Annotated in this window: 9 protein-coding genes; 8 read left to right on the forward strand and 1 reads right to left on the reverse strand. The window is 66.8% G+C overall.

Translation table 11 applies throughout. From position 1 onward, the window contains the following. Positions 1–210: 210 nt before the first annotated feature. Together AAG816_RS20930 and AAG816_RS20935 are read left to right on the forward strand one after the other, a co-directional pair. Entirely contained in the window at positions 211–1,551 is a 1,341-nt protein-coding gene (locus AAG816_RS20930) for a murein L,D-transpeptidase family protein (protein WP_341991621.1), read from the forward strand. Between the two features lie 477 nt (positions 1,552–2,028). Further along, positions 2,029–3,849: an ABC transporter ATP-binding protein gene (locus tag AAG816_RS20935; protein WP_341991622.1), complete on the forward strand. Its 1,821-nt coding sequence runs from the start codon at positions 2,029–2,031 to the stop codon at positions 3,847–3,849. A gap of 148 nt (positions 3,850–3,997) precedes the next feature. Here AAG816_RS20935 and secA read toward each other — a convergent pair whose 3' ends face one another. Continuing rightward, the gene (gene secA, locus AAG816_RS20940) at positions 3,998–6,778 is read right to left on the reverse strand and encodes a preprotein translocase subunit SecA (RefSeq protein WP_341991623.1); all 2,781 of its coding nucleotides are present in this window, start codon (positions 6,776–6,778) and stop codon (positions 3,998–4,000) included. 491 nt (positions 6,779–7,269) lie between these two features. Here secA and AAG816_RS20945 point away from each other — a divergent pair, with 491 nt between their 5' ends. The 6 genes from AAG816_RS20945 (at position 7,270) to fdhA (ending at position 20,861) form a co-directional block, all read left to right on the forward strand. After that, positions 7,270–8,484 (forward strand): efflux RND transporter periplasmic adaptor subunit, encoded by a 1,215-nt coding sequence (locus AAG816_RS20945; protein ID WP_341991624.1) that lies wholly within the window; start codon positions 7,270–7,272, stop codon positions 8,482–8,484. Positions 8,485–8,515: 31 nt separating this feature from the next. Beyond that, a complete protein-coding gene (locus AAG816_RS20950; RefSeq protein WP_341991625.1) occupies positions 8,516–11,719 on the forward strand; it encodes an efflux RND transporter permease subunit in 3,204 nt (1,067 codons plus the stop codon). A 143-nt stretch (positions 11,720–11,862) separates the two neighbouring features. Further along, entirely contained in the window at positions 11,863–15,198 is a 3,336-nt protein-coding gene (locus AAG816_RS20955; protein ID WP_341991626.1) for a transglutaminase family protein, read from the forward strand. Between the two features lie 408 nt (positions 15,199–15,606). After that, on the forward strand, positions 15,607–18,111 hold the full coding sequence (locus AAG816_RS20960) for a circularly permuted type 2 ATP-grasp protein (RefSeq protein ID WP_341991627.1): 2,505 nt from the start codon (positions 15,607–15,609) through the stop codon (positions 18,109–18,111). Between the two features lie 7 nt (positions 18,112–18,118). Continuing rightward, entirely contained in the window at positions 18,119–19,027 is a 909-nt protein-coding gene (locus tag AAG816_RS20965) for a transglutaminase family protein (RefSeq protein ID WP_341991628.1), read from the forward strand. A 649-nt stretch (positions 19,028–19,676) separates the two neighbouring features. Continuing rightward, entirely contained in the window at positions 19,677–20,861 is a 1,185-nt protein-coding gene (gene fdhA, locus AAG816_RS20970; protein ID WP_341991629.1) for a formaldehyde dehydrogenase, glutathione-independent, read from the forward strand. The last annotated feature ends 41 nt before the right edge of the window (positions 20,862–20,902 follow it).

The raw sequence follows: 20,902 nt of genomic DNA on the forward strand, positions 1-20,902 counted from the left end.
GGCAAGGGTAGAGAGCCTAAAACACTCACTCACCGCGTCCGGTTCGGACCCAGGAGTTCCGTGTTGACCCGTCCGATGAAGATGTTCTCCCGCGCGCGGCTTGCGGCCTTGGCTGTAACGGCGTCGCTTGCCCTCGCCGGCTGCAATGGACAGAACGACGATACCTCGGCACGTTCGCGGCAGCCGCTGAGCGCGAAGATTCTGAGCATCATGTCCGAGAAGGATATGGCGCCGCAAAGCCCGATCCTGGTGCGGGTGTTCAAGGAGGAAGCCGAGCTTGAGGTCTGGAAGACCACCGGCAGCGGCACCTATGCCTTGCTCAAGACCTATCCCATCTGCCGCTGGTCGGGCGAACTTGGACCCAAGGTCAAGGTGGGCGACCGGCAGGCGCCGGAGGGGTTCTATAACATCACCCCTGGGTTGCTGAACCCGAACTCCAATTACTATCTGGCCATCAACACCGGCTTCCCCAACGCCTTTGACAAATCCTACGGGCGCACCGGTGATTTCCTGATGATTCACGGCGATTGCTCGTCGTCCGGCTGCTATGCCATGACCGATGAGCAGATTGCCGAAATCTACGCACTGGCGCGGGAATCGCTGGCGGGTGGGCAGCGCTCGTTCCAGATTCAGGCCATGCCGTTCCGCATGACACCGGAAAACATGGCGCGCCACCGCAACAATCCCAACATGGCCTTCTGGCGCAACCTCAAGCAGGGCTATGACCATTTCGAGGTCACGCACCTGGAGCCGAAGGTGAATGTGTGCGGGCGCCAATATGTGTTCGACGCGCAGCCCCCGGCGGGCCAGGCGTTTGAGCCGTCCCTGGCCTGTCCGAACTATACCGTCCCCGACGTCATCGCCAGCGCCGTTAGCGCCAAGCAGCGCAGCGACGATGCCAAGGCCGCAGCGCTCGCCCCCAGCACGCCGCTGGCGCCGATCCGCACCGGCAAGGACGGCGGCATGAACCCGGTGTTCCTGGCGAAGTTCCAGCCGGAAACCGCGGGTGATCGCATCGCTTTGGCCTCCGCGCCTTTGCCGGGCACCATCCCCCCCCACGCCCGGCCGCCGAAGACCGATGAGGAAGTCGCGCTGTCCAATCCGGCGTTGGCGCAGAAGCCCGCGACCTTGGCTACCCGGCCGGGAGCGCCGGACCAGCCGGTGCAGGCTGCGGCTTCCGGTTCGGGCGAGGCCCGTGTCGCCAATGCGGACACCGGTTTGTCCTTCGGGAAGATGCTCGGGTTCGCCGGGGCGGCGCCCCAGGCGCCTGCCGCGCAAGCGGTTTCCGCCGCCACGTCGAGCGCCCCCTCTGCCGCGGCAGCCCCTACGCCACGTACGGCCACCGCGGTTGCGGCAGGCACCAGCCTCTATGCCTCCAAGCCGGCGACGGCGATGCTCTCCGCCACGCCGGCCCCGTCCGGTCCGCGCGGAACGGACGGGGCCGTTGTCCAGAAGCCCACCCAGACCGCCAGCGCCGATACCGGCGCGGCGCAGGCGTCGGTGTTGATGGGCGCGGTGCCCATCGTCACGCCGGGCACGTTCGGAAACTGATCCCGGCTTGATTTTTCGGCTTTCAGAGCCCGGCGCAGATGGCCTGCGCCGGGCTTTTTCATTTGGAGCGCCGTGAAAAGAGCGGCGCGCGTGGGGCGTGCGGCCTGGGCGCCGCCGCGGACGTTTGCGCGCCTCTGGGCGCGCCGCGGTCGCGCGGAGCCAAGTCGGGCGCAGCCGTGGCCTTCCGCGCCCTGGCGGATGCTGCAAGCGCATTGGAAGCCGCTGCGGGTTGACCAATCGTGCCACGCAGGGCTATTGAAGGCCTCTGATCAACCCGCGACGGAGGGGCTAATGTTCTATGTCATGCCCCTTTCGGGGATATCGTCCGGCAGCCGCTAGGGTTGCCGGCGCGGGCGCGCCTTTCGCCGTCCGCTTGCGCCTGAGGGCGCGCATCAGGGTTCCGGCACGGGCCGGCCCTCAGCCAAATTCCCAAACTACAGAAGGCCGGCGCCCGCTTGTGCGCTGCCGGATAGGTCCATGTCTCTGCATCGTACCCATAAGCGCCCCGGCGTGTTCAGGATGGTTTTTGTCTTCCTCTGGGGCCATTGGCGCCATCGGCCGGGGCTGATCGCTGCCATCATGGGCGCCATCTCGGTGTCCACGCTGTGCGAAGTGCTGGTGCCGCTGTTCGCCGGGCGGCTGGTGGATGCGCTGGCGCGCGCCGAAGCCACGCCGGGGATGGCGGAGCGGCTGTTGGCCCGGACCACCGCGGTGGAAGCGTTCGCGGTCATTCTCGGGCTGGGCGTGCTGATGGTGGCGCTGCGGCATGGGGCGTTCGTGGGCATCGTCCGGCTCACCTTGCGGATGATGTCGGACATTGCCCAGCAAGCCTTTGCGCGGGTTCAGCATTTCTCATCCGACTGGCATGCCAACGCCTTTGCCGGTTCCACCGTGCGCAAGATCTCGCGCGGGATGTGGTCGCTGGATCTGCTCAACGACACCTTGCTGGTGGCCCTGCTGCCATCGGTGATGGTGCTGGTGGGATCCGCGGTGCTGCTGGGGCTGCAGTGGCCGGTGATGGGGGCGGTGGTGGCCGTTGGGGCGGTGGTGTTCGTGGGCATGACGGTGGGGCTGTCGGTGGCCTATGTGGCTCCGGCAGCACGCCTTTCCAATGCCTGGGACACACGGGTGGGCGGCACCCTGGCCGATGCCATCGGCTGCAATGCGGTGGTCAAGGGCTTCGGCGCCGAGGGGCGGGAAGAGGCGCGATTACAAGGGGTTCTGGGCAAATGGAACGTCCGGACCCGGCGCACCTGGATGGCCGCCACCTGGAGCGGAACGGCGCAGCTGTTCGCGTTGCTGGTGCTGCGCACCGCCATCATCGGCACCGGGCTGATCCTGTGGTGGCAGGGGCGGGCGACACCGGGAGAAGTGGCTTATGTGCTCACCACTTATTTTGTGGTGCATGGTTACCTTCGAGAGGTGGGCATGCATGTGCACAACCTGCAGCGGTCGGTGAATGACATGCAGGAACTGGCCGAGATCCATCTCACCCCGGTTGGCATTTCCGACCGTCCGCACGCAAGTTCCGCACGGATTGACGCGGGAAACATCACGTTCGACCGTGTATCATTCCACTATTCCGGTCATGCGACACCGCTGTACGACACTCTGTCGCTGACAATTCCGGCCGGGCAGCGGGTGGGGCTGGTGGGGCCGTCCGGTTCCGGCAAGACCACCTTCGTGAAGCTGATCCAGCGGCTGCACGATGTCACCGGCGGCCGGGTGCTGGTGGATGGGCAGGACGTGCGCGAGGTGACGCAGGGCAGCCTGCGCCGGCAGATCGCGGTGGTGCAGCAGGAGCCGATCCTGTTTCACCGCACCCTGGCGGAGAACATCGCCTATGCCCGCCCCGAGGCCAGCCGCGCGGAGATCGAGCAGGCGGCGGCGCTGGCCAATGCGGACGGCTTCATCGCCCGGCTGCCGCGCGGCTATGCCACGCTGGTGGGCGAGCGCGGGGTGAAGCTGTCCGGCGGTGAACGCCAGCGGGTGGCCATCGCGCGGGCGTTCCTCTCGGAGGCGCGCATCCTGATCCTGGACGAGGCCACCTCCAGCCTGGATTCGGAATCCGAGGCGCAGATCCAGGAGGCCATGGAGCGGCTGATGGTGGGCCGCACCACTTTGGTGATCGCCCACCGGCTGTCCACGGTGCGGGCGCTGGACCGGCTGCTGGTGTTCGACCGGGGGCGGATCGCGGAGGAGGGGCAGCACGCGGATCTGGTGCGGATCGAGGGCGGCATCTATCGCCGGCTCTATGAGCGCCAGGCCCTGGACCTGGGGGCTGATCCCAGGGGCTGATCCCGCGCACCGTTCAGAGCCAGCCGGACAAACGAAAGCCCCACGCGGAGCGATCCGCGTGGGGCTTTTTCGTCTCGTCCGCTCGGCCTGAGGCCTTGCGTGTCTCGCCTTGCGCGTCAGGGGCCGGAACCCCTTCAGCCCAACCGCCTCAGGCGAAGCGGCCGTGGCAGTGCTTGAACTTCTTGCCGGAACCGCAGGGGCAGTTCTCGTTGCGGCCGACCTTGCCCCAGGTGCTGGGGTCATCGGGATTGCGGTTGGCCGCGGCCACCTCGCCGCCGCCCGCCGACAGGTCCGACAGCAGGGTCATGGGGGCCGGCCCGGCAAGGGCCATCTCATCCTCGCCGGTGGTGGCGTCGATATGGTGGGCTTCCATGGGCGGCAGTTCCGCCGGCTGCGGCGTCGAGACGATTTCCACCCGCATGAGCTGGGCGGTGACGATCTCGCGCAGCCGGCCGAGCATGGCGGCAAACAGCTGGAAGGCCTCGGACTTGTATTCGTTCAGCGGATCGCGCTGGCCGTAGCCGCGCAGGCCCACCACCTGGCGCAGATGGTCGAGCATGGCGATATGCTCGCGCCAGAGGTGATCCAGCGTCTGCAGCAGGATCGACTTCTCCACATAGCGCATGAGGTCCGGCCCATACTGGGCGCTCTTGGCGGCCATCCATTCGTCGGCGCGCTGGATGATGCGCTCGGTGACCTCGGGGCCGGCGATGCCGTCTTCCTTGGCCCACTCCACCACCGGCAGGTCGAGGGTGAGGACGTCGCGCACGGCGAAGTCCAGGCCCTTCATGTCCCACTGTTCGGGATAGGCGTTCGGCGGAATGTACTTGGCCACCAGATCGGTGATGACGTCGTGGCGCATGTCCTCGACGGTCTCGGCCACGTCGTCGTCATTCATCAGCTCGACGCGCTGCTCGAACACCACCTTGCGCTGGTCGTTCAGCACGTCGTCATATTTCAGCAGGTTCTTGCGGATGTCGTAATTGCGCGCTTCGACCTTCTGCTGCGCCTTCTCCAGGGCCTTGTTGATCCAAGGATGGATGATGGCCTCGCCTTCCTTCAGGCCGAGCTTCTGCAGCATGCCTTCGAGCCGGTTCGACCCGAAGATGCGCATCAGATCGTCTTCCAGCGACAGGAAGAACTTGGAGTGGCCGGGATCGCCCTGGCGGCCGGAGCGGCCGCGCAGCTGGTTGTCGATGCGCCGGCTCTCGTGGCGCTCGGTGCCGAGCACGAACAGGCCGCCGGCGGCGAGGGCCTTCTGCTTCAGTTCCTCGATCTCGGCGCGGATCTTGGTTTCCGCCGCCTGGCGCTCCGGCCCCTCGGGCAGGTCCGCCAGTTCCTGGGCGATGCGCATGTCCACATTGCCGCCCAGCTGAATGTCGGTGCCGCGGCCGGCCATGTTGGTGGCGATGGTCACCGCGCCGGGCACGCCGGCCTGGGAGACGATATAGGCTTCCTGCTCGTGATAGCGGGCATTGAGCACCGCGAAGCTCTTGCCGCCCTTATGGCTGGTGAAGGCGGTGGGGTCGGAATAGTCCAGCTGGCGGAAGCCGGCATCCTTCAGCCGTTCGGCCAGAAGCTCGGACTTCTCGATGGAGGTGGTGCCCACCAGCACCGGCTGGTTGCGCTCCGCGCACTCCTCGATCAGCTTGACGATGGCGTCATACTTCTCGCGGGTGGAGCGGTAGACCTCGTCGTCATCGTCGATGCGCTGGATCTTGCGGTTGGTGGGAACCTCCACCACGTCCAGCTTGTAGATGTCGGAGAATTCTTCCGCCTCGGTGGAGGCGGTGCCGGTCATGCCGCCGAGCTTCTCATAGAGGCGGAAATAATTCTGGAAGGTGATGGAGGCCAGCGTCTGGTTTTCCGGCTGGACGCTCACCCGCTCCTTGGCTTCCAGGGCCTGGTGCAGGCCTTCGGAATAGCGCCGGCCCGGCATCATGCGGCCGGTGAACTCGTCGATGATCACCACTTCGTCGTTGCGGACGATATAGTCCTTGTCGCGCTGGAACAGCGAGTGCGCGCGCAGGGCCTGGTTGACGTGGTGCACCACCGAGACATTCTCGATGTCGTACAGCGAGCCGGTCTTCAGCAGCCCGGCTTCCTGGAGCATCTGCTCCATCTTCTCCATGCCGGCCTCGGTCATGGCCACCGAGCGCTGCTTCTCGTCCACGTCGAAGTCGGTCTTGTCGAGGCGCGGGATATATTTGTCGATGGTGTTGTAGAAGTCCGAGCGATCGTCCAGCGGGCCGGAGATGATCAGCGGGGTGCGGGCCTCGTCCACCAGGATCGAGTCGACCTCGTCGACGATGGCGTAGAAATGCGGACGCTGCACCATCTGGGCGCGCTCGTATTTCATATTGTCGCGCAGATAGTCGAAGCCCAGCTCGTTATTGGTGGCGTAGGTCACGTCGCAGGCATAGGCGTCCCGGCGCTGGTCGTCGTCCAGGCCGTGGATGATGATGCCGGTGGAGAGGCCGAGGAAGCGGTAGACCCGCGCCATCCATTCGGCGTCGCGCTTGGCGAGGTAGTCGTTCACCGTCACCACATGCACGCCCTTGCCGGCGAGCGCGTTGAGATAGACGGGCAGGGTGCCGACCAGGGTCTTGCCTTCGCCGGTCTTCATCTCGGCGATGCCGCCGTCATGGAGCACCATGCCGCCGATCAATTGGGTATCGAACGGGCGCAGGCCCAGCACGCGCTTGGCCGCTTCGCGCACGGTGGCGAAGGCCGGGACCAACAGGTCATCCAGGCTTTTGCCCGCCGCGATCTGGGCACGAAATTGGGCTGTCCGGTCGCGCAGCTGATCGTCCGTGAGAGCCGAGACCTCACCTTCCAAGGCGTTGATCGCCTCAACGGTGGGCCGATAGCCGCGGACCCGGCGATCATTCGCGGAGCCGAAAATCTTGCGGGCGAGTCCACCAAGCATAGTCGCGTCTCTTATCCGTCGCCGTCTTCAATCAGCGGAGGGCGGAGACGGCCGCCGGACCCTCCGGGAAAAGCGTCCTCATCGACGCGCAATACGGCGTCAGCAAGTCCGCGGGATATTCCAGGCACTGGCTGCGGCGATAAGGCCACACCCGGCCGAAAAACGCCGCGCCGATCCGCCCGATGCACCAAGCGGAGACTTATGAACGGGTCGGCGCCTTGTCAATGAGAGGAAGGTGGGGAAATCCCGCAACCGGCACTTTCCCATGGCATAGCTTGACTTCGGTAGCCTCGTGCCGCGCCCCGCCGACGCGGTCTGCCGCCGAAATGGATCATTTGCTGCCGCAAGGGCCTTGCCAGCGGCGGGCCGGGCGGTCATGGACAGGCCTCAGGCCGGTGCGTAGTATCCGGCGACTTTGACGTCGGGGGACGGTAATGACCGGTTTGGCGCGGGTTGCGAGTGGTTGCCAGCAAGTGTTTCGCGGTCGCTCCGTGCGTCTGCTGTGGCCCGCTCTGGCGGCCCTGGCGTTAGCCGGGTGTGGCGAGAAGAATGAATATGTGGCGCCCCCGCCGCCCACGGTGACCATCGCGCCGGTGGTCGAGCAGCCGGTGACGCGCTACCTCGATCTGACCGGCAACACCGCCTCGATCAACACCGTCGACCTGAATGCCCGCGTGCAGGGCTTCCTGACCGCCATCAATTACAAGGACGGCGCCCTCGCCAAGAAGGGCGACGTGCTGTTCGTGATCGAGCAGGACCAGTACAAGGCCGACGTGGACCAGGCCAAGGCGACGCTCGCCGCCAAACAGGCCTCCCAGGTGCAGGCGGAAGCCGAGTTCAACCGGCAGAACCAGCTGGCCAAGCAGGATTTCGCCTCCCAGGCCACCCTCGACCAGGCCCGTGCCAAGCGTGACGGCGCCATCGCCGACGTGCAGAACGCCCAGGCCAGCCTGGTGCTGGCGCAGATCAACCTCGGCTATACCGAGGTCCGTGCGCCGTTCGACGGCGTGGTGACCGCCCATCTCCAGGACATTGGCGCCCTGGTGGGCTACGGCAGCCCCACCAAGCTCGCCACCATCGTCGAGGTGAACCCGCTCTATGTGTGGTTCTCGCTCAGCGAGCAGCAGGTGCTGCGCATCAAGGAGGGCCTCGCCAAGGATGGCCTGTCGCTGATGCAGGTCTCCCGCAACATCGGCGCAGGCCAGATCCCGGTGGAGATCGGGTTGCAGACCGAAACCGGCTTCCCCCACAAGGGTCACCTCGACTATGTGGCGCCGCAGGTTGACCCCAATCTGGGCACGCTGACGGTGCGGGCCATCTTCGACAATGCGAACAACGACCTGCTGCCCGGCCTGTTCGCCCGCGTGCGCCTGCCGCTGGGCAAGGCGCTGCCTTCGGTGCTGGTGAGTGAAACCACCATCGGCGTGAACCAGCTCGGTCCCTATGTGCTGACGGTGGGGGCGGACAATGTGGTCTCGCAGACCACGGTCACCCAGGGTCAGTTGCAGACCGACGGGCTGCGCGTGATCGAATCGGGCCTGAAGGCCGGTGACAAGATCATCGTCAATGGCCTCCAGCGCGCGATCCCCGGCTCCAAGGTGGTCACCACCGTCGGCACCATGCCCATTGTGACCCCATCGGAACCGCCGAAGGCCGGGGCGCCCGCGCCCAAGCCGGCGGCGACGCCCGCCGCGACGAAGAACTGAGCCCGCGTCCCTCGAACCATAGGCGGCGATCATGATTTCGCGCTTCTTTATCGAGCGGCCGGTGCTCTCGAATGTGCTCGCCCTTGTCTTCGTGCTGATCGGGGCGGTGGCGCTCTACACCTTGCCGGTGGCGCAATATCCCAATGTGGTGCCGCCCACGGTCTCGGTGACCGCCTCCTATCCCGGCGCCTCCGCCAAGACCATGGTGGACACGGTGGCCCTGCCCATCGAACAGCAGGTCAACGGCGTCGAGGGCATGCTCTACATGCAGTCCTGGTCCGCCAGCGACGGCACCTACACCCTGGTGGTCACCTTCGCCATCGGGACCGACCCCAACATGGCCCAGGTGCTGGTGCAGAACCGGGTGTCCATCGCCCTGTCCTCGCTGCCGGAATCGGTGCAGACCCAGGGCGTGACGGTGATCCAGAAGGGCACCTCCATCCTGGAGTTCGTGACCCTCAATTCGCCGGACGGGCGCTATGACGGCCTGTATCTGAACAATTACGGCGTCATCAACATCCAGAACGAGTTGGCCCGCCTGCCCGGCGTGGGCAGCGTCGCGGTGTTCGGCGCCGGCTCCTACGCCATGCGCATCTGGATGGACCCGGACAAGATGCAGGCGGTGGGGCTCAACCCCACCGATGTGATCAATGCCATCCAGAAGCAGAGCCAGGAAGTCACCCCCGGCCAGCTGGGCATGCCGCCGGCGCCCAACAATTCCAGCTTCCAATATACGGTCAACATCCAGGGCCGGCTGAACGACGTCACCGACTACGAGAACATCATCGTCAAGGTGGACAATACCGACGGCGGCCGCATCACACGGGTGCGGGACATCGGCCGGGTGGAGCTGGGGGCGCAGAGCTACAGCAAGTATTTCACCCAGGACAACAAGCCCGCGGCCGGCATCGCCATCTTCCAGCTGCCCGCCGCCAATGCGCTGGACGTCTCGGCGGCGGTGGCCGCCAAGATGGAGGAGCTGAAGAAGGGCTTCCCCGAAGGGCTGACCTACGACATTCCCTTCAACACCACCTGGTTCGTGACCGCCTCCATCGACGAGGTCTACAAGACCCTGTTCGAGGCGGCGATCCTGGTGCTGGTGGTGATCCTGGCCTTCCTGCAGGATTGGCGCGCCACGCTGGTGCCGGCCACCACCGTGCCGGTGACCATCATCGGCGCCTTTGCCGCCATGTCGGCCATGGGCTTCACCATCAACATCTCCACGCTGTTCGCCATCATCCTGGCCATCGGCATCGTGGTGGACGACGCCATCGTCATCGTGGAGGGCGTGTCGCGCCACATCGAGGACGGCATGGAAGGACAGCCCGCGGCCGAAAAGGCCATGGACGAGCTGTTCGGCCCGGTGATGGGCATCACCTTGGTGCTGATGTCGGTGTTCCTGCCGGCGGCGTTCCTGCCGGGCCTCACCGGCCAGATGTTCAAGCAGTTCGCGCTGGTGATCGCCGCGACCGCCTTCATCTCCGCCATCAATGCGGCGACGCTCAAGCCCACCCAGTGCGCCTTGTGGCTGCGCAAGCCGGTGCCGCCGGAAAAGCGCAACGTCTTCTATCGCGGCTTCAACAAGGTCTATGACGCCTGCGAGCACAAATACACCGGGCTCATCAGCGCCATGGTGCACCATTCCGGCCTGATGTGCGTGGTGGCGCTGATCCTGATCGCCATCGCCGGCTATGGTCTGACCCGCCTGCCCACCTCGTTCCTGCCCATTGAGGACCAGGGCTATGTGATGATCGCGGCGCAATTGCCGGACGCGTCGTCCACCGACCGCACCATGAAGGTGATGGAGCAGGTGACGGATGCGGCGCGCAAGGTGCCCGGCGTGAAGACCGTGCTGGCCATCACCGGCATTTCGGTGCTGGACAACAGCTCGACCCTGTCCAATGCCGGCGTCGCCTATGTGACCCTGGACGACTGGTCGATCCGCTACGCCACCAAGGGCCAGGGCCTGCTGGCCATCTACGAGAACCTGACCAAGGAACTGGCCGGCATCCAGGAAGCCAAGACCGCGGTGCTGGTGCCCCCCGCCATCCAGGGCATCGGCAACGCCTCCGGCTTCACCATGCAGCCGCAATTGCGCGGCGGCAATTTTGACTATGTGATGCTGGAGCGGGTGACCAATGCCCTGGTGGAGAAGGCGACCGCCCAGTCGGCCCTGACCCATGTCAGCACCCCGTTCCGCGCCGGCTCGCCGCAATTGCAGGTGGATGTGAACCGCATCAAGGCGGAAACACTCGGCGTCACCGTGGGCCAGGTGTTCACCACCATCTCGTCTTATGTGGGCTCCACCTACGTCACCCAGATCAACAAGTTCGGCAATGTGTTCCAGGTCTATGTGCAGGCCGATGCCGGCTCGCGGGTGACCCCGGCGGACCTGATGAATTTGAAGGTCCGCACCCCCCAGGGCAACATGATCCCGCTGGGCACGCTGGTGGACGTGAAGCAGATGCAGGGGCCGCCCCTGATCTCGCTGTACAATCTCTATCCCTCCGCCACGGTGGTGGGTGCCAGCGCGCCGGGCTTCTCCTCCGGCCAGGCCCTGACCCTGATGGAGCAGATCGCCGCCCAGACCCTGCCGCCGGGCACCGGCTTCGAATGGACCGCCATGTCGTTCCAGGAGAAGGCGGTGGGCTCGCAGATGTACTTCGTGTTCGCCATGGCCATCCTGCTGGTCTATTTCGTGCTCGCCGGCCAGTATGAGAGCTGGATCCAGCCCATGTCGGTGATCCTGGCGGTGCCCATGGCCCTGCTGGGCACGGTGGGCACGCTGCTGGCATTGGGGGTGTCCAACAACCTCTATACCCAGATCGGCCTGATCCTGCTGATCGCGCTGGCGTCCAAGAACGCCATCCTGATCGTGGAATATGCCCGCGAGAAGCGCATGGAGGGCATGGACATCATGGAGGCGGCGGTGGAAGCCGCCCGGCTGCGGTTCCGCCCGATCCTGATGACCTCGTTCGCCTTCATCCTGGGCGTGCTGCCGCTGGTGTTCGCCACCGGCGCCGGCGCCAACTCGCGCAAGTCCATCGGCATCGCGGTGGTCAGCGGCATGCTGGCCTCCACCTGCCTGGCGGTGCTGTTCGTGCCCTCCTTCTTCACCATCCTCCAGCGGTTCGAGGAGAAGCACCTGAAGAAGGCCAAGCCGAAGGCCGAAGGCGGACCCAAGCCCGAGGGCGAGGGCGCGGCCCCCGGCACCGGCCACCCGGCCTCCGCATGATCCCGACGGCGTCGCGCACCGCGCGGCGCCGTTGCTTATTTGCCTCACAAAGCGGCACGGATCGCCGCAAAGTCGCGCTTCCTCGGACGCAACCCCTTGTTTAACCTTGGGCGACGCCTGCCCGCCGACCTCGGTGATCCCTTATGTCCATTCTTGCCAGCCTGCACCACGTTACCAGCTACACCTATGACAAGCCGGTGGCCCTCGGGCCGCAGCTGATCCGGCTGCGCCCGGCCCCCCACACCCGCACCGCCATTCCCGCCTATGCGCTGAAGGTTTCCCCGGCCGAGCACTTCCTGAACTGGCAACAGGACCCGTTCGGAAACTGGCAGGCCCGGCTGGTGTTTCCGGAGAAGACCACCGAATTCAAGATCGAGGTGGATCTGCTGGCCAGCATGTCGGTCATCAATCCGTTCGATTTCTTCATCGAGGAATATGCCGAGCACTTCCCCTTCACCTATGCCCCGGAGGTGAAGGCCGAGCTGACCCCGTATCTGGAGCTGGACGACGCCGGCCCGCTGCTGGACGCGTTCGTGGAGAGCGTGCCGCGCGAGAAGACCCGGATGGTCGACTTCCTGGTGGCGCTGAACCAGAAGATCCAGGGCGACGTGGGCTATGTGATCCGCATGGAGCCCGGCGTGCAGACGCCGGACGAGACCCTGGGCAGCGCGCTCGGCTCCTGCCGCGACAGCGGCTGGCTGCTGGTGCAGGTGCTGCGTCGCCTCGGCCTCGCCGCCCGCTTCGTCTCCGGCTATCTCATTCAGCTCAAGCCCGACGTGAAGTCCCTGGATGGCCCCTCGGGCACGGACGTGGACTTCACCGATCTGCACGCCTGGGCCGAAGTCTATCTGCCCGGCGCCGGCTGGATCGGCCTCGACGCCACCTCCGGCCTGCTGTGCGGCGAAGGCCATATTCCCCTGGCCGCCACCCCGCATTATCGCTCCGCCGCCCCCATCACCGGGCTGGTGGAACCCGCCGAGGTGGAATTCGGCTTCGACATGAAAGTCACCCGCGTGGCGGAAGCCCCGCGCGTGACGCTGCCGTTCTCGGATGAGAGCTGGGCGGCCCTGGATGCCTTGGGCGAGAAGGTGGACGCGGACCTCAAGGCCCATGACGTGCGCCTGACCATGGGCGGCGAGCCCACCTTCGTGTCCATCGACGACTATCAGTCGCCGGAATGGAACACGGCGGCGCTCGGCCCGCAGAAAAGGGTGCGCGCGGACGACATGATCCGCCGCCTGCACCAGCGTTTCGCCCCCGGCGGCCTGCTGCATTATGCCCAGGGCAAATGGTATCCGGGCGAAAGCCTGCCGCGCTGGTCGTTCGGCCTGTTCTGGCGCAAGGACGGCAAGCCGATCTGGAACGACGTCAGCCTGATCGCCTCCGAGACCGGCCACCACACCGCCACCGCAGCGGATGCGGAGCGCTTCAGCCACGCGCTGGCCGAGCGCCTGGGCCTCGCGCCGCACGTCGTGCTGCCGGCCTATGAGGACATTGCCCACTTCCTGCTCAAGGAAGCCAACCTGCCGGAAAACCTCGAGCCCGGTGATCCGCGCATCGATGATCCGGTGGCCCGCCAGGCCATGGCGCGCGCCTTCTCCGAGGGCCTGGGCGTCGCCCGCGGCTATGTGTTCCCGCTCCAGCATGTGGCCGGCCCCGGCGGCGGCGGCTGGCTGAGTGAACTGTGGGCGTTCCGTCGCGGCCATCTGTTCCTGGTGCCCGGCGACAGCCCCATCGGCTTCCGCCTGCCTCTGGCGTCGCTGCCGTTCCTGGCGCCGACCATCTATCCCCACACCTTGCCGGCGGACCCGCTGGAGGTGCGCGATCCGCTGCCCGATCCGGACGAGATGGCCCAGGGCTATCGCCGCGATGGGGCCAGCGGCGTCATTCCCGCCGCCGAGCGGGCACGGCGCATCGCGCAGGACTATATGTCCAGCGCGCCGCAGGTCGGCCCGTTCTTTGTGCGCACCGCTCTGGCGGTGGAGGCCCGCGACGGCAAGCTGTGCATCTTCCTGCCGCCGCTGGAGACGCTGGAAGCCTTCCTCGATCTCGTGACCGCTATCGAAGCGGTGGCAGCCGAGCTGAAGATGCCGGTGCATCTGGAAGGCTATCCGCCGCCGTTCGATTATCGCCTGGAAGTCATCAAGGTGGCGGCCGATCCCGGCGTGCTGGAGGTGAACATTCACCCCTCCGCCGATTGGAAGGGCTGCGTCGAGGTCACGCGCGCGGTCTATGAGGACGCGCGCCTCGCCCGTCTCGGCACCGAGAAGTTCATGATCGACGGGCGCCATTCCGGCACCGGCGGCGGCAACCATGTGGTGGTGGGTGGCACCACCCCCGCCGACAGCCCGTTCCTGCGCCGCCCGGATCTGCTGAAAAGCCTGATCCTGTTCTGGCAGCGCCATCCTTCGCTGTCCTATCTGTTCTCCGGCCTGTTCATCGGCCCGACCTCGCAGCACCCGCGCATCGACGAAGCCCGCCACGACAGCCTGTATGAGCTGGAGATCGCGCTGTCGAAGTTCCCGCTGCCGGGCACTGAAATGGCGCCGCCGCCGTGGCTGGTGGACCGGCTGCTGCGCAACATCCTCATGGATGTGACCGGCAACACCCACCGCACCGAAATCTCCATCGACAAGCTCTATTCCCCCGATGGCCCCACCGGCCGCCTGGGGCTGGTGGAATTCCGCTGCTTCGAGATGCCGCCGGACTGGCGCATGAGTCTGGCCCAGCAACTGCTGCTGCGCGCGCTCATCGCCGCGCTCTGGCGCAAGCCGCTCACCGGCGGCTGCGTGCGCTGGGGCACGGAGCTGAACGACCGCTTCATGCTGCCGCATTATTGCTGGGCGGATTTCCTCGACGTGCTCTCCGAATTGCGCGAGGCCGGCTACGATTTTGACCCGCTGTGGTTCCAGGCCCAGTTCGAGTTCCGCTTCCCGGCGTTCGGCCAGGTGCAGCGGGCGGGCGTGGACATCGAGGTCCGTCAGGCGCTGGAGCCCTGGCATGTGCTGGGCGAGGAAGGGGCCATCGGCGGCACCGTCCGCTATGTGGACTCATCCGTGGAGCGGGTGCAGGTGAAGGTGGAGGGCTTCGTGCCCGGCCGCTATGTGCTCTCCTGCAATGGCCGGCGCGTGCCGCTCTCGCCCACCGGGCGCAACGGCACCTTCGTCGGCGGCGTGCGCTACAAGGCGTGGCAGCCGCCGGAAGGCCTGCACCCCACCATTCCGGTGCACACCCCGCTGGTGTTCGATCTGGTGGACACCTGGAACGGGCGCTCGCGCGGCGGCTGCATCTATCATGTGGCCCATCCGGCCGGGCGCAATTACGAGACCTATCCGGTCAATTCCTACGAGGCGGAAGCCCGCCGCCTCGCCCGCTTCCAGGCGCATGGCCACACCCCCGGTGTCGCCCATGTGCCCATGGAGACGGCCCCGGACGAGTTCCCCACCACGCTCGATCTGCGTCGCCCCATGGGCCTTTAGGCCGGCGGGACGCCGCTGGATTGGCGCCGAACACAGATCCCGGGGCGCCGCTTGTCCGGTGCCCTGGGGCCTGAGCGAGCCTGCCTTGTCCCGGCGCGGGGAGCGCCGCGGCGCGCGCCGATGGGTGTTGCGCCGCAGCAGGATGGTGCGGACGGACGAAAAAGCGCGTGCAGTGCATCTTTAGCGCTGGGTCACACGGCTATTCGCGTTAAGGTCCGCATCTGTGGCACCGTGAGCCCCATCCGCAGCCTCAGGCAAGCGGGACGCATCAGTGTTGTGGGTCGGCATGTGGTGGGCTGGTGCTGCGAAGCATCGGCGCGCCCCGGCCGCCGCCGCGCTTGACGACTCGAAATCCTGGCGTTGGGCGCAATCCCGGCTGGCGCAGTGTGAGGGAAGGGAAACGGTCGCGTGTCCGAAGCGGAAAGCCGCAGCGTGGAATTCGAGCAGGCGGCGGTCGAGAGCGTTCTCGGCGGCTACCAGACGCTGCCCGGTGTCCGCGACGAGATGATGGATGCGGAGGGGCAACCCCGCGCCCACTGGGCCGGCTTCCTGGCCGCCTTGGCGGAACTGGGCCCCGAGGAACTGCGCCGCCGCTTCTCCTCCGCCGACCGCTATCTGCGCGAATCCGGCGTGTTCTACCGGGTCTATGACGATGCCGGCGGCGACGAGCGGCCGTGGGCGCTCAGCCACATTCCTTTGCTGCTGGAGAAATCTGACTGGTCGCAACTGGCCAAGGGGCTGGTGGAGCGGGCGGAACTGCTGGAAGCCCTGCTGGCGGACCTCTATGGCCCCGCGACCTTGGTGGCCAATGGCGCCTTGCCGGCGGCGGCGGTGGCGGGCAGCCCGGAATTCCTGCGCCCCATGGTGGGGGTGAAGCCCCGCGGCGGGCGGTTCCTGCGCTTCTATGCGGCGGACGTGGGCCGCGGCCCCGATGGCCGCTGGTGGGTGCTGTCCGATCGCACCCAGGCGCCGTCCGGCGTCGGCTATGCGCTGGAGAACCGGCTGGCGGTGACCCGCGCTTTGCCGGACATCTCGCGCAGCCTGCGCATGGAGCGGCTCGCCTCCTTCTTCCAGACCTTCCGCACCTCGCTGCTCAAGCTGGATTCCACCGGCGAGGGCCGCATCGGCCTGCTGACGCCGGGCTCCCTGAACGAAACCTATTTCGAGCACGCGCTGCTGGCCCGCTATCTCGGCTTCCTGCTGGTGGAGGGCGGCGATCTCACCGTGCGCGGCGACGTGGTGAACGTGCGCACCGTGGCCGGGCTGAAGCGGGTGGACGTGCTGCTGCGCCGCCTCGACGCGGACTTCGCCGATCCGCTGGAGCTGAACGCCCATTCCCGCCTCGGCGTGCCGGGACTGGTGCAGGCGGTGCGCGAGGGCGGGGTGGCCATGGCCAATGCCTTGGGCTCGGGCCTGGTGGAAGCGCCCGCGCTGATGGCCTTCCTGCCGCGCCTCGCTACCCATATCCTGGGCCGTTCGCTGATCCTGCCACATGTGGGCACCTGGTGGTGCGGCCAGGAGGCCGAGCGCACCGAGGTGATGGAGAATCTCGACGATCTGGTCATCACCTCCGCCTTCGGGGCGCCGGTGGCCGGGCTGTCGCGGCGCAATTCCGTGGTGGGCGCGGATCTGGGCGTCACCGAGCGGCGACGCCTCGCCTCCATCATGGCCCGGCGCGGTGCCGATCTGGTGGGCCAGGACATCGCCCGCCTGTCCACCATGCCGGTGTGGAGCGGTGACCGGCTGGTGCCGCGCCCCTTCACCTTGCGGGTGTTCCTGGCCGCCACCGACGAGGGCTGGACGGTGATGCCCGGTGGCTTCTGCCGCATCTCCGAAAGCCTGGATGCCCGCGCCTTCTCCATCCAGCGCGGCGACCGCTCCGCCGATGTGTGGGTGCTGGCCGATACGGCCGTGTCCTCCGCCACCTTGATGCCCAGCCCGGAGAATGTGCGCATTCGCCGGTCCTCGGGCACCTTGCCCAGCCGGGCGGCGGACAATCTGTTCTGGCTCGGCCGCTATGTGGAGCGGTGCGAGGAAACCTTGCGGGTGGTGCGGGGCCTGGTGGGGCGCCTGTCGGAAGTGGAGCCGTCCGCCGGCCCGCTGGTGACGCGCCTGCTCAGCCTCCTGTCCGGCTGGGGGGCGATGCCGCGCGACCTCGCCCGCGCCAATCCCGGCCGCTATGCCATCGCCGCTTTGACCCGCGCCGATCTGCCGGGGGCGCTGCCGCAACTGGTGCGCAATGCCCGCACCGCCGCCTCGGTGATCCGCGACCGCTTCTCGCCCGATGCCTGGCGGGCGCTGCTGGACCTGGAAAGCTGCCTCACCGCCGCCATCCCCGCCGCCGCCTCCGAGGCCGATGCCCATGAGCGCGCCGATGCCGGGCTGCGCATCGTTGCGGCCTTCTCAGGGTTGGCCAGCGAGAACATGAACCGCCTCGCCGGCTGGCGCTTCCTAGAGATCGGCCGGCGCATTGAGCGCTCGGTGGCCCTTTTGCGCTTCGCCCGCACCTTCGCCGAGCCGGAAGCGCCGCGCGGGGCGCTCAACGTGCTGCTGCAACTGGCGGACAGTCAGATCACCTATCGCACCCGCTATGTGATGATGGAGGCACGCGGGCCGGTGCTGGATCTGGTGCTGCTGGACCCGGACAATCCGCGCTCGCTGATGTTCCAGATCCAGCGCATCGCCGACCATCTGCGGGTGCTGCCGGGCCGCGACCCCGATGCGCCGCCCTCGCTGTCGGAGCGGCTGGTGGCGCGCATCCTGTCCGATCTCATCGCCCGCACCGCGGATTCATTCGAGCTGAAGGATTTCGAGGCCATGGAGGGCGACCTGCTGCGGCTGTCGGACGAGATCAGCGCGCATTATTTCATCCAGGGGCCGGAACAGGCCGTCTCCTGGCCCGGCGTCTCCTGAGGCCGCCATGCTTTACGATATCCGCCAGATCACCACCTACAGCTATGCGGGCCAGGTGCGCGCGGCCAAGCAGGTGCTGCGCATGTCGCCGGTGGACCGCAAGGGCCACCAGCATGTGATCGCCCATGTGCTGGACATCGATCCCATCCCCAGCGAGATCGAGCGCGGCCGGGACTTCTTCGGCAATGGCGTGGCCTGGCTGGTGGTGGATGCGCCCCATGACCAATTGACCATCTCCACCCGCAGCCGCGTCGACGTGACCGTCAGCCCGCTGCCGGACCCTGAGGCGACGCCGGTGGTAGAACTGGTGCGCGCCACCGCGGTGGCCAGCATGGATCTCGGCCCCGCGTCCCCGGTGCACGGCCTGTTCGCCAGCCGCAGCGTGCCGCTGGATCCCGCCATCACCGAATGGACCGCCAGTTCCTGCGCCGGCGACCAGCCCATCCTGGTGGCCGCCATGGATGTGATGCGCCGGGTCCATACGGATTTCACCTATGATCCCGATGCCACCAGCGTCTCGACGCTGCCGAGCGAATCCTTCGCCGCCCGCCACGGCGTGTGCCAGGATTTCGCCCATGTGATGATCGCCGGGTTGCGCGGCCTCGGCCTGCCGGCGCGCTATGTGTCCGGCTATCTGCGCACCGTGCCCCCCGCCGGCCAGCCCCGCCTGGAAGGCGCGGACGCCACCCATGCCTGGGTGGAAGTGTGGTGCGGCGAGGAGGTGGGCTGGATCGGGCTGGATCCCACCAACGCCATCGCCGCCTGCGAGGACCATGTGATCCTGGCGGTCGGCCGCGATTATGCGGACGTCTCCCCGGTGGATGGGGTGGTGGTCTCGTCCGGCGACCAGGTTCTGGCGGTGGGCGTGGACGTGGTGCCGGTGGAGCGCCCGCAGGCGGACGCGCCGGCGTCCTGAAACCCCGTTTTGCCATGCGGCATGCCGCGGCGCGTCTTGGCATGCTCGCAGATGCGAAAGCGGCCGGAAAATCCCGCTAAAGTTGTATCGCCTGCCATTGTCCCGCATGTGTCTACCGCTCTGCCGCGGTGTTCGCCCCGAGAGCGATGGATCGCAAATGGTCACGAACACTGTGCCTCTCAGGCGTGCGACGGTGATGCACGCGATGGTGTCCCCCTGGGGCACGTGATTCTGGAAATAGTTTTTCCGATCAACTCAGGGTCTGTGGTCGCGGGTGGCCTCAAGATACATACTCAATGGGGTTATAGACCCGGTCTTGCACCTGCGAACACTGACGAAATGCTTTGTCGGGCATGGCAATATAAGTGCAGAGAAAGCATTCTGGCCGCCCGGCCAGATGCATGCCGTATTTCCGCGCCCTGAGAGGTTTCGGGGCACGATGTGACGGCCGGCGCATCGCCGCGGCGGCTCCTGACGCGACATGACCATTTTCGACATGAGGTGATCTGGCCCGCCGGGCCTCGCCCGGCGCAGAGCGGCCCCGTGCCTGCTCGCGGCCGCCCATGTCGCACCCATCGCCAGCGGCCGGGCTGGCGCAGCCGCCGGAGCCTGGATCCGGCGGCCATAACCGGCCGACGGGAGGACTGACATGTCAGGAAACAGAGGCGTGGTTTATCTCGGACCGGGCAAGGTCGAGGTTCAAAACATCCCCGATCCCAAGTTCGAGGCACCCGATGGACGTCGTATTGATCATGGAGTCATTTTAAAGGTTCTCACCACCAATATTTGTGGGTCCGATCAACACATGGTGCGCGGCCGCACCACCGCGCAGGCCGGCCTGGTGCTGGGCCATGAGATCACCGGCGAGGTGATCGAAAAGGGCGCCGATGTTGAGATGCTGCAGGTGGGCGATCTGGTCTCGGTGCCGTTCAACGTGGCCTGCGGCCGCTGCCGGACCTGCCGGTCGCAGGACACCGGCGTGTGCCTGACGGTCAATCCCTCGCGGGCCGGCGGCGCGTTCGGCTATGTGGACATGGGCGGCTGGATCGGCGGGCAGGCCAAATATGTGCTGGTGCCCTATGCGGACTTCAACTTGCTGAAGCTGCCGGACCGCGACCGCACCATGGCCAAGATCCGCGACATCACCATGCTCTCCGACATTCTGCCCACGGGGTTTCATGGGGCGGTGAAGGCGGGCGTGGGGGTGGGCTCCACGGTCTATGTGGCCGGCGCCGGGCCGGTGGGGCTGGCGGCCGCTGCATCCGCGCGCATCCTGGGGGCGGCGGTGGTCATGGTGGGGGATTTCAATCCCGAGCGTCTGGCCCATGCCAAGAAGGTGGGTTTCGAACCGGTCGACCTGACCAAGAGCGATCGCCTCGGCGATCTCATCGCCCAGATCATCGATACCGATGAGGTGGATGCCGCCATCGATGCGGTGGGGTTCGAGGCGCGCGGGCATTCCGGCGGCGAGCAGCCGGCCTCGGTGTTGAACCAGATGATGGAGATCACCCGGGCCGCCGGATCCGTCGGCATTCCGGGCCTCTATGTCACCGATGATCCCGGCGCGGTGGATCCGGCGGCGAAGCGGGGCAGCCTCTCCATGCGCTTCGGGCTCGGCTGGGCGAAGGCGCAGTCCTTCCACACCGGGCAGACGCCGGTGCTGCGCTACAATCGCCAATTGCTGATGGCCATCCTGCATGATCGGCTGCCCATCGCCGACATCGTCAACGCCAAGATCATCTCGCTGGAGGATGCCCCGCAGGGCTATGACAGCTTCGACAAGGGGGCGGCACAGAAGTTCGTGCTTGATCCCTTCGGCCAGATCGCCGCCTGAACCGACCGGCATACAATGAGGGCGGGCGCGCGGTTTTCCCC

It is taken from the genome of Azorhizobium sp. AG788 (genome assembly GCF_943371865.1).
GTDB lineage: Bacteria > Pseudomonadota > Alphaproteobacteria > Rhizobiales > Xanthobacteraceae > Azorhizobium.

Excerpts from the sequence above, each read along its gene's own strand:
- AAG816_RS20930 (WP_341991621.1), top strand. The coding sequence starts at position 211 with ATGTCCGAGAAGGATATGGCGCCGCAAAGCCCGATCCTGGTGCGGGTG.
- AAG816_RS20935 (WP_341991622.1), top strand. The coding sequence starts at position 2,029 with ATGTCTCTGCATCGTACCCATAAGCGCCCCGGCGTGTTCAGGATGGTT.
- secA (WP_341991623.1), bottom strand. The coding sequence starts at position 6,778 with ATGCTTGGTGGACTCGCCCGCAAGATTTTCGGCTCCGCGAATGATCGC.
- AAG816_RS20950 (WP_341991625.1), top strand. The coding sequence starts at position 8,516 with ATGATTTCGCGCTTCTTTATCGAGCGGCCGGTGCTCTCGAATGTGCTC.
- AAG816_RS20955 (WP_341991626.1), top strand. The coding sequence starts at position 11,863 with ATGTCCATTCTTGCCAGCCTGCACCACGTTACCAGCTACACCTATGAC.
- AAG816_RS20965 (WP_341991628.1), top strand. The coding sequence starts at position 18,119 with ATGCTTTACGATATCCGCCAGATCACCACCTACAGCTATGCGGGCCAG.
- fdhA (WP_341991629.1), top strand. The coding sequence starts at position 19,677 with ATGTCAGGAAACAGAGGCGTGGTTTATCTCGGACCGGGCAAGGTCGAG.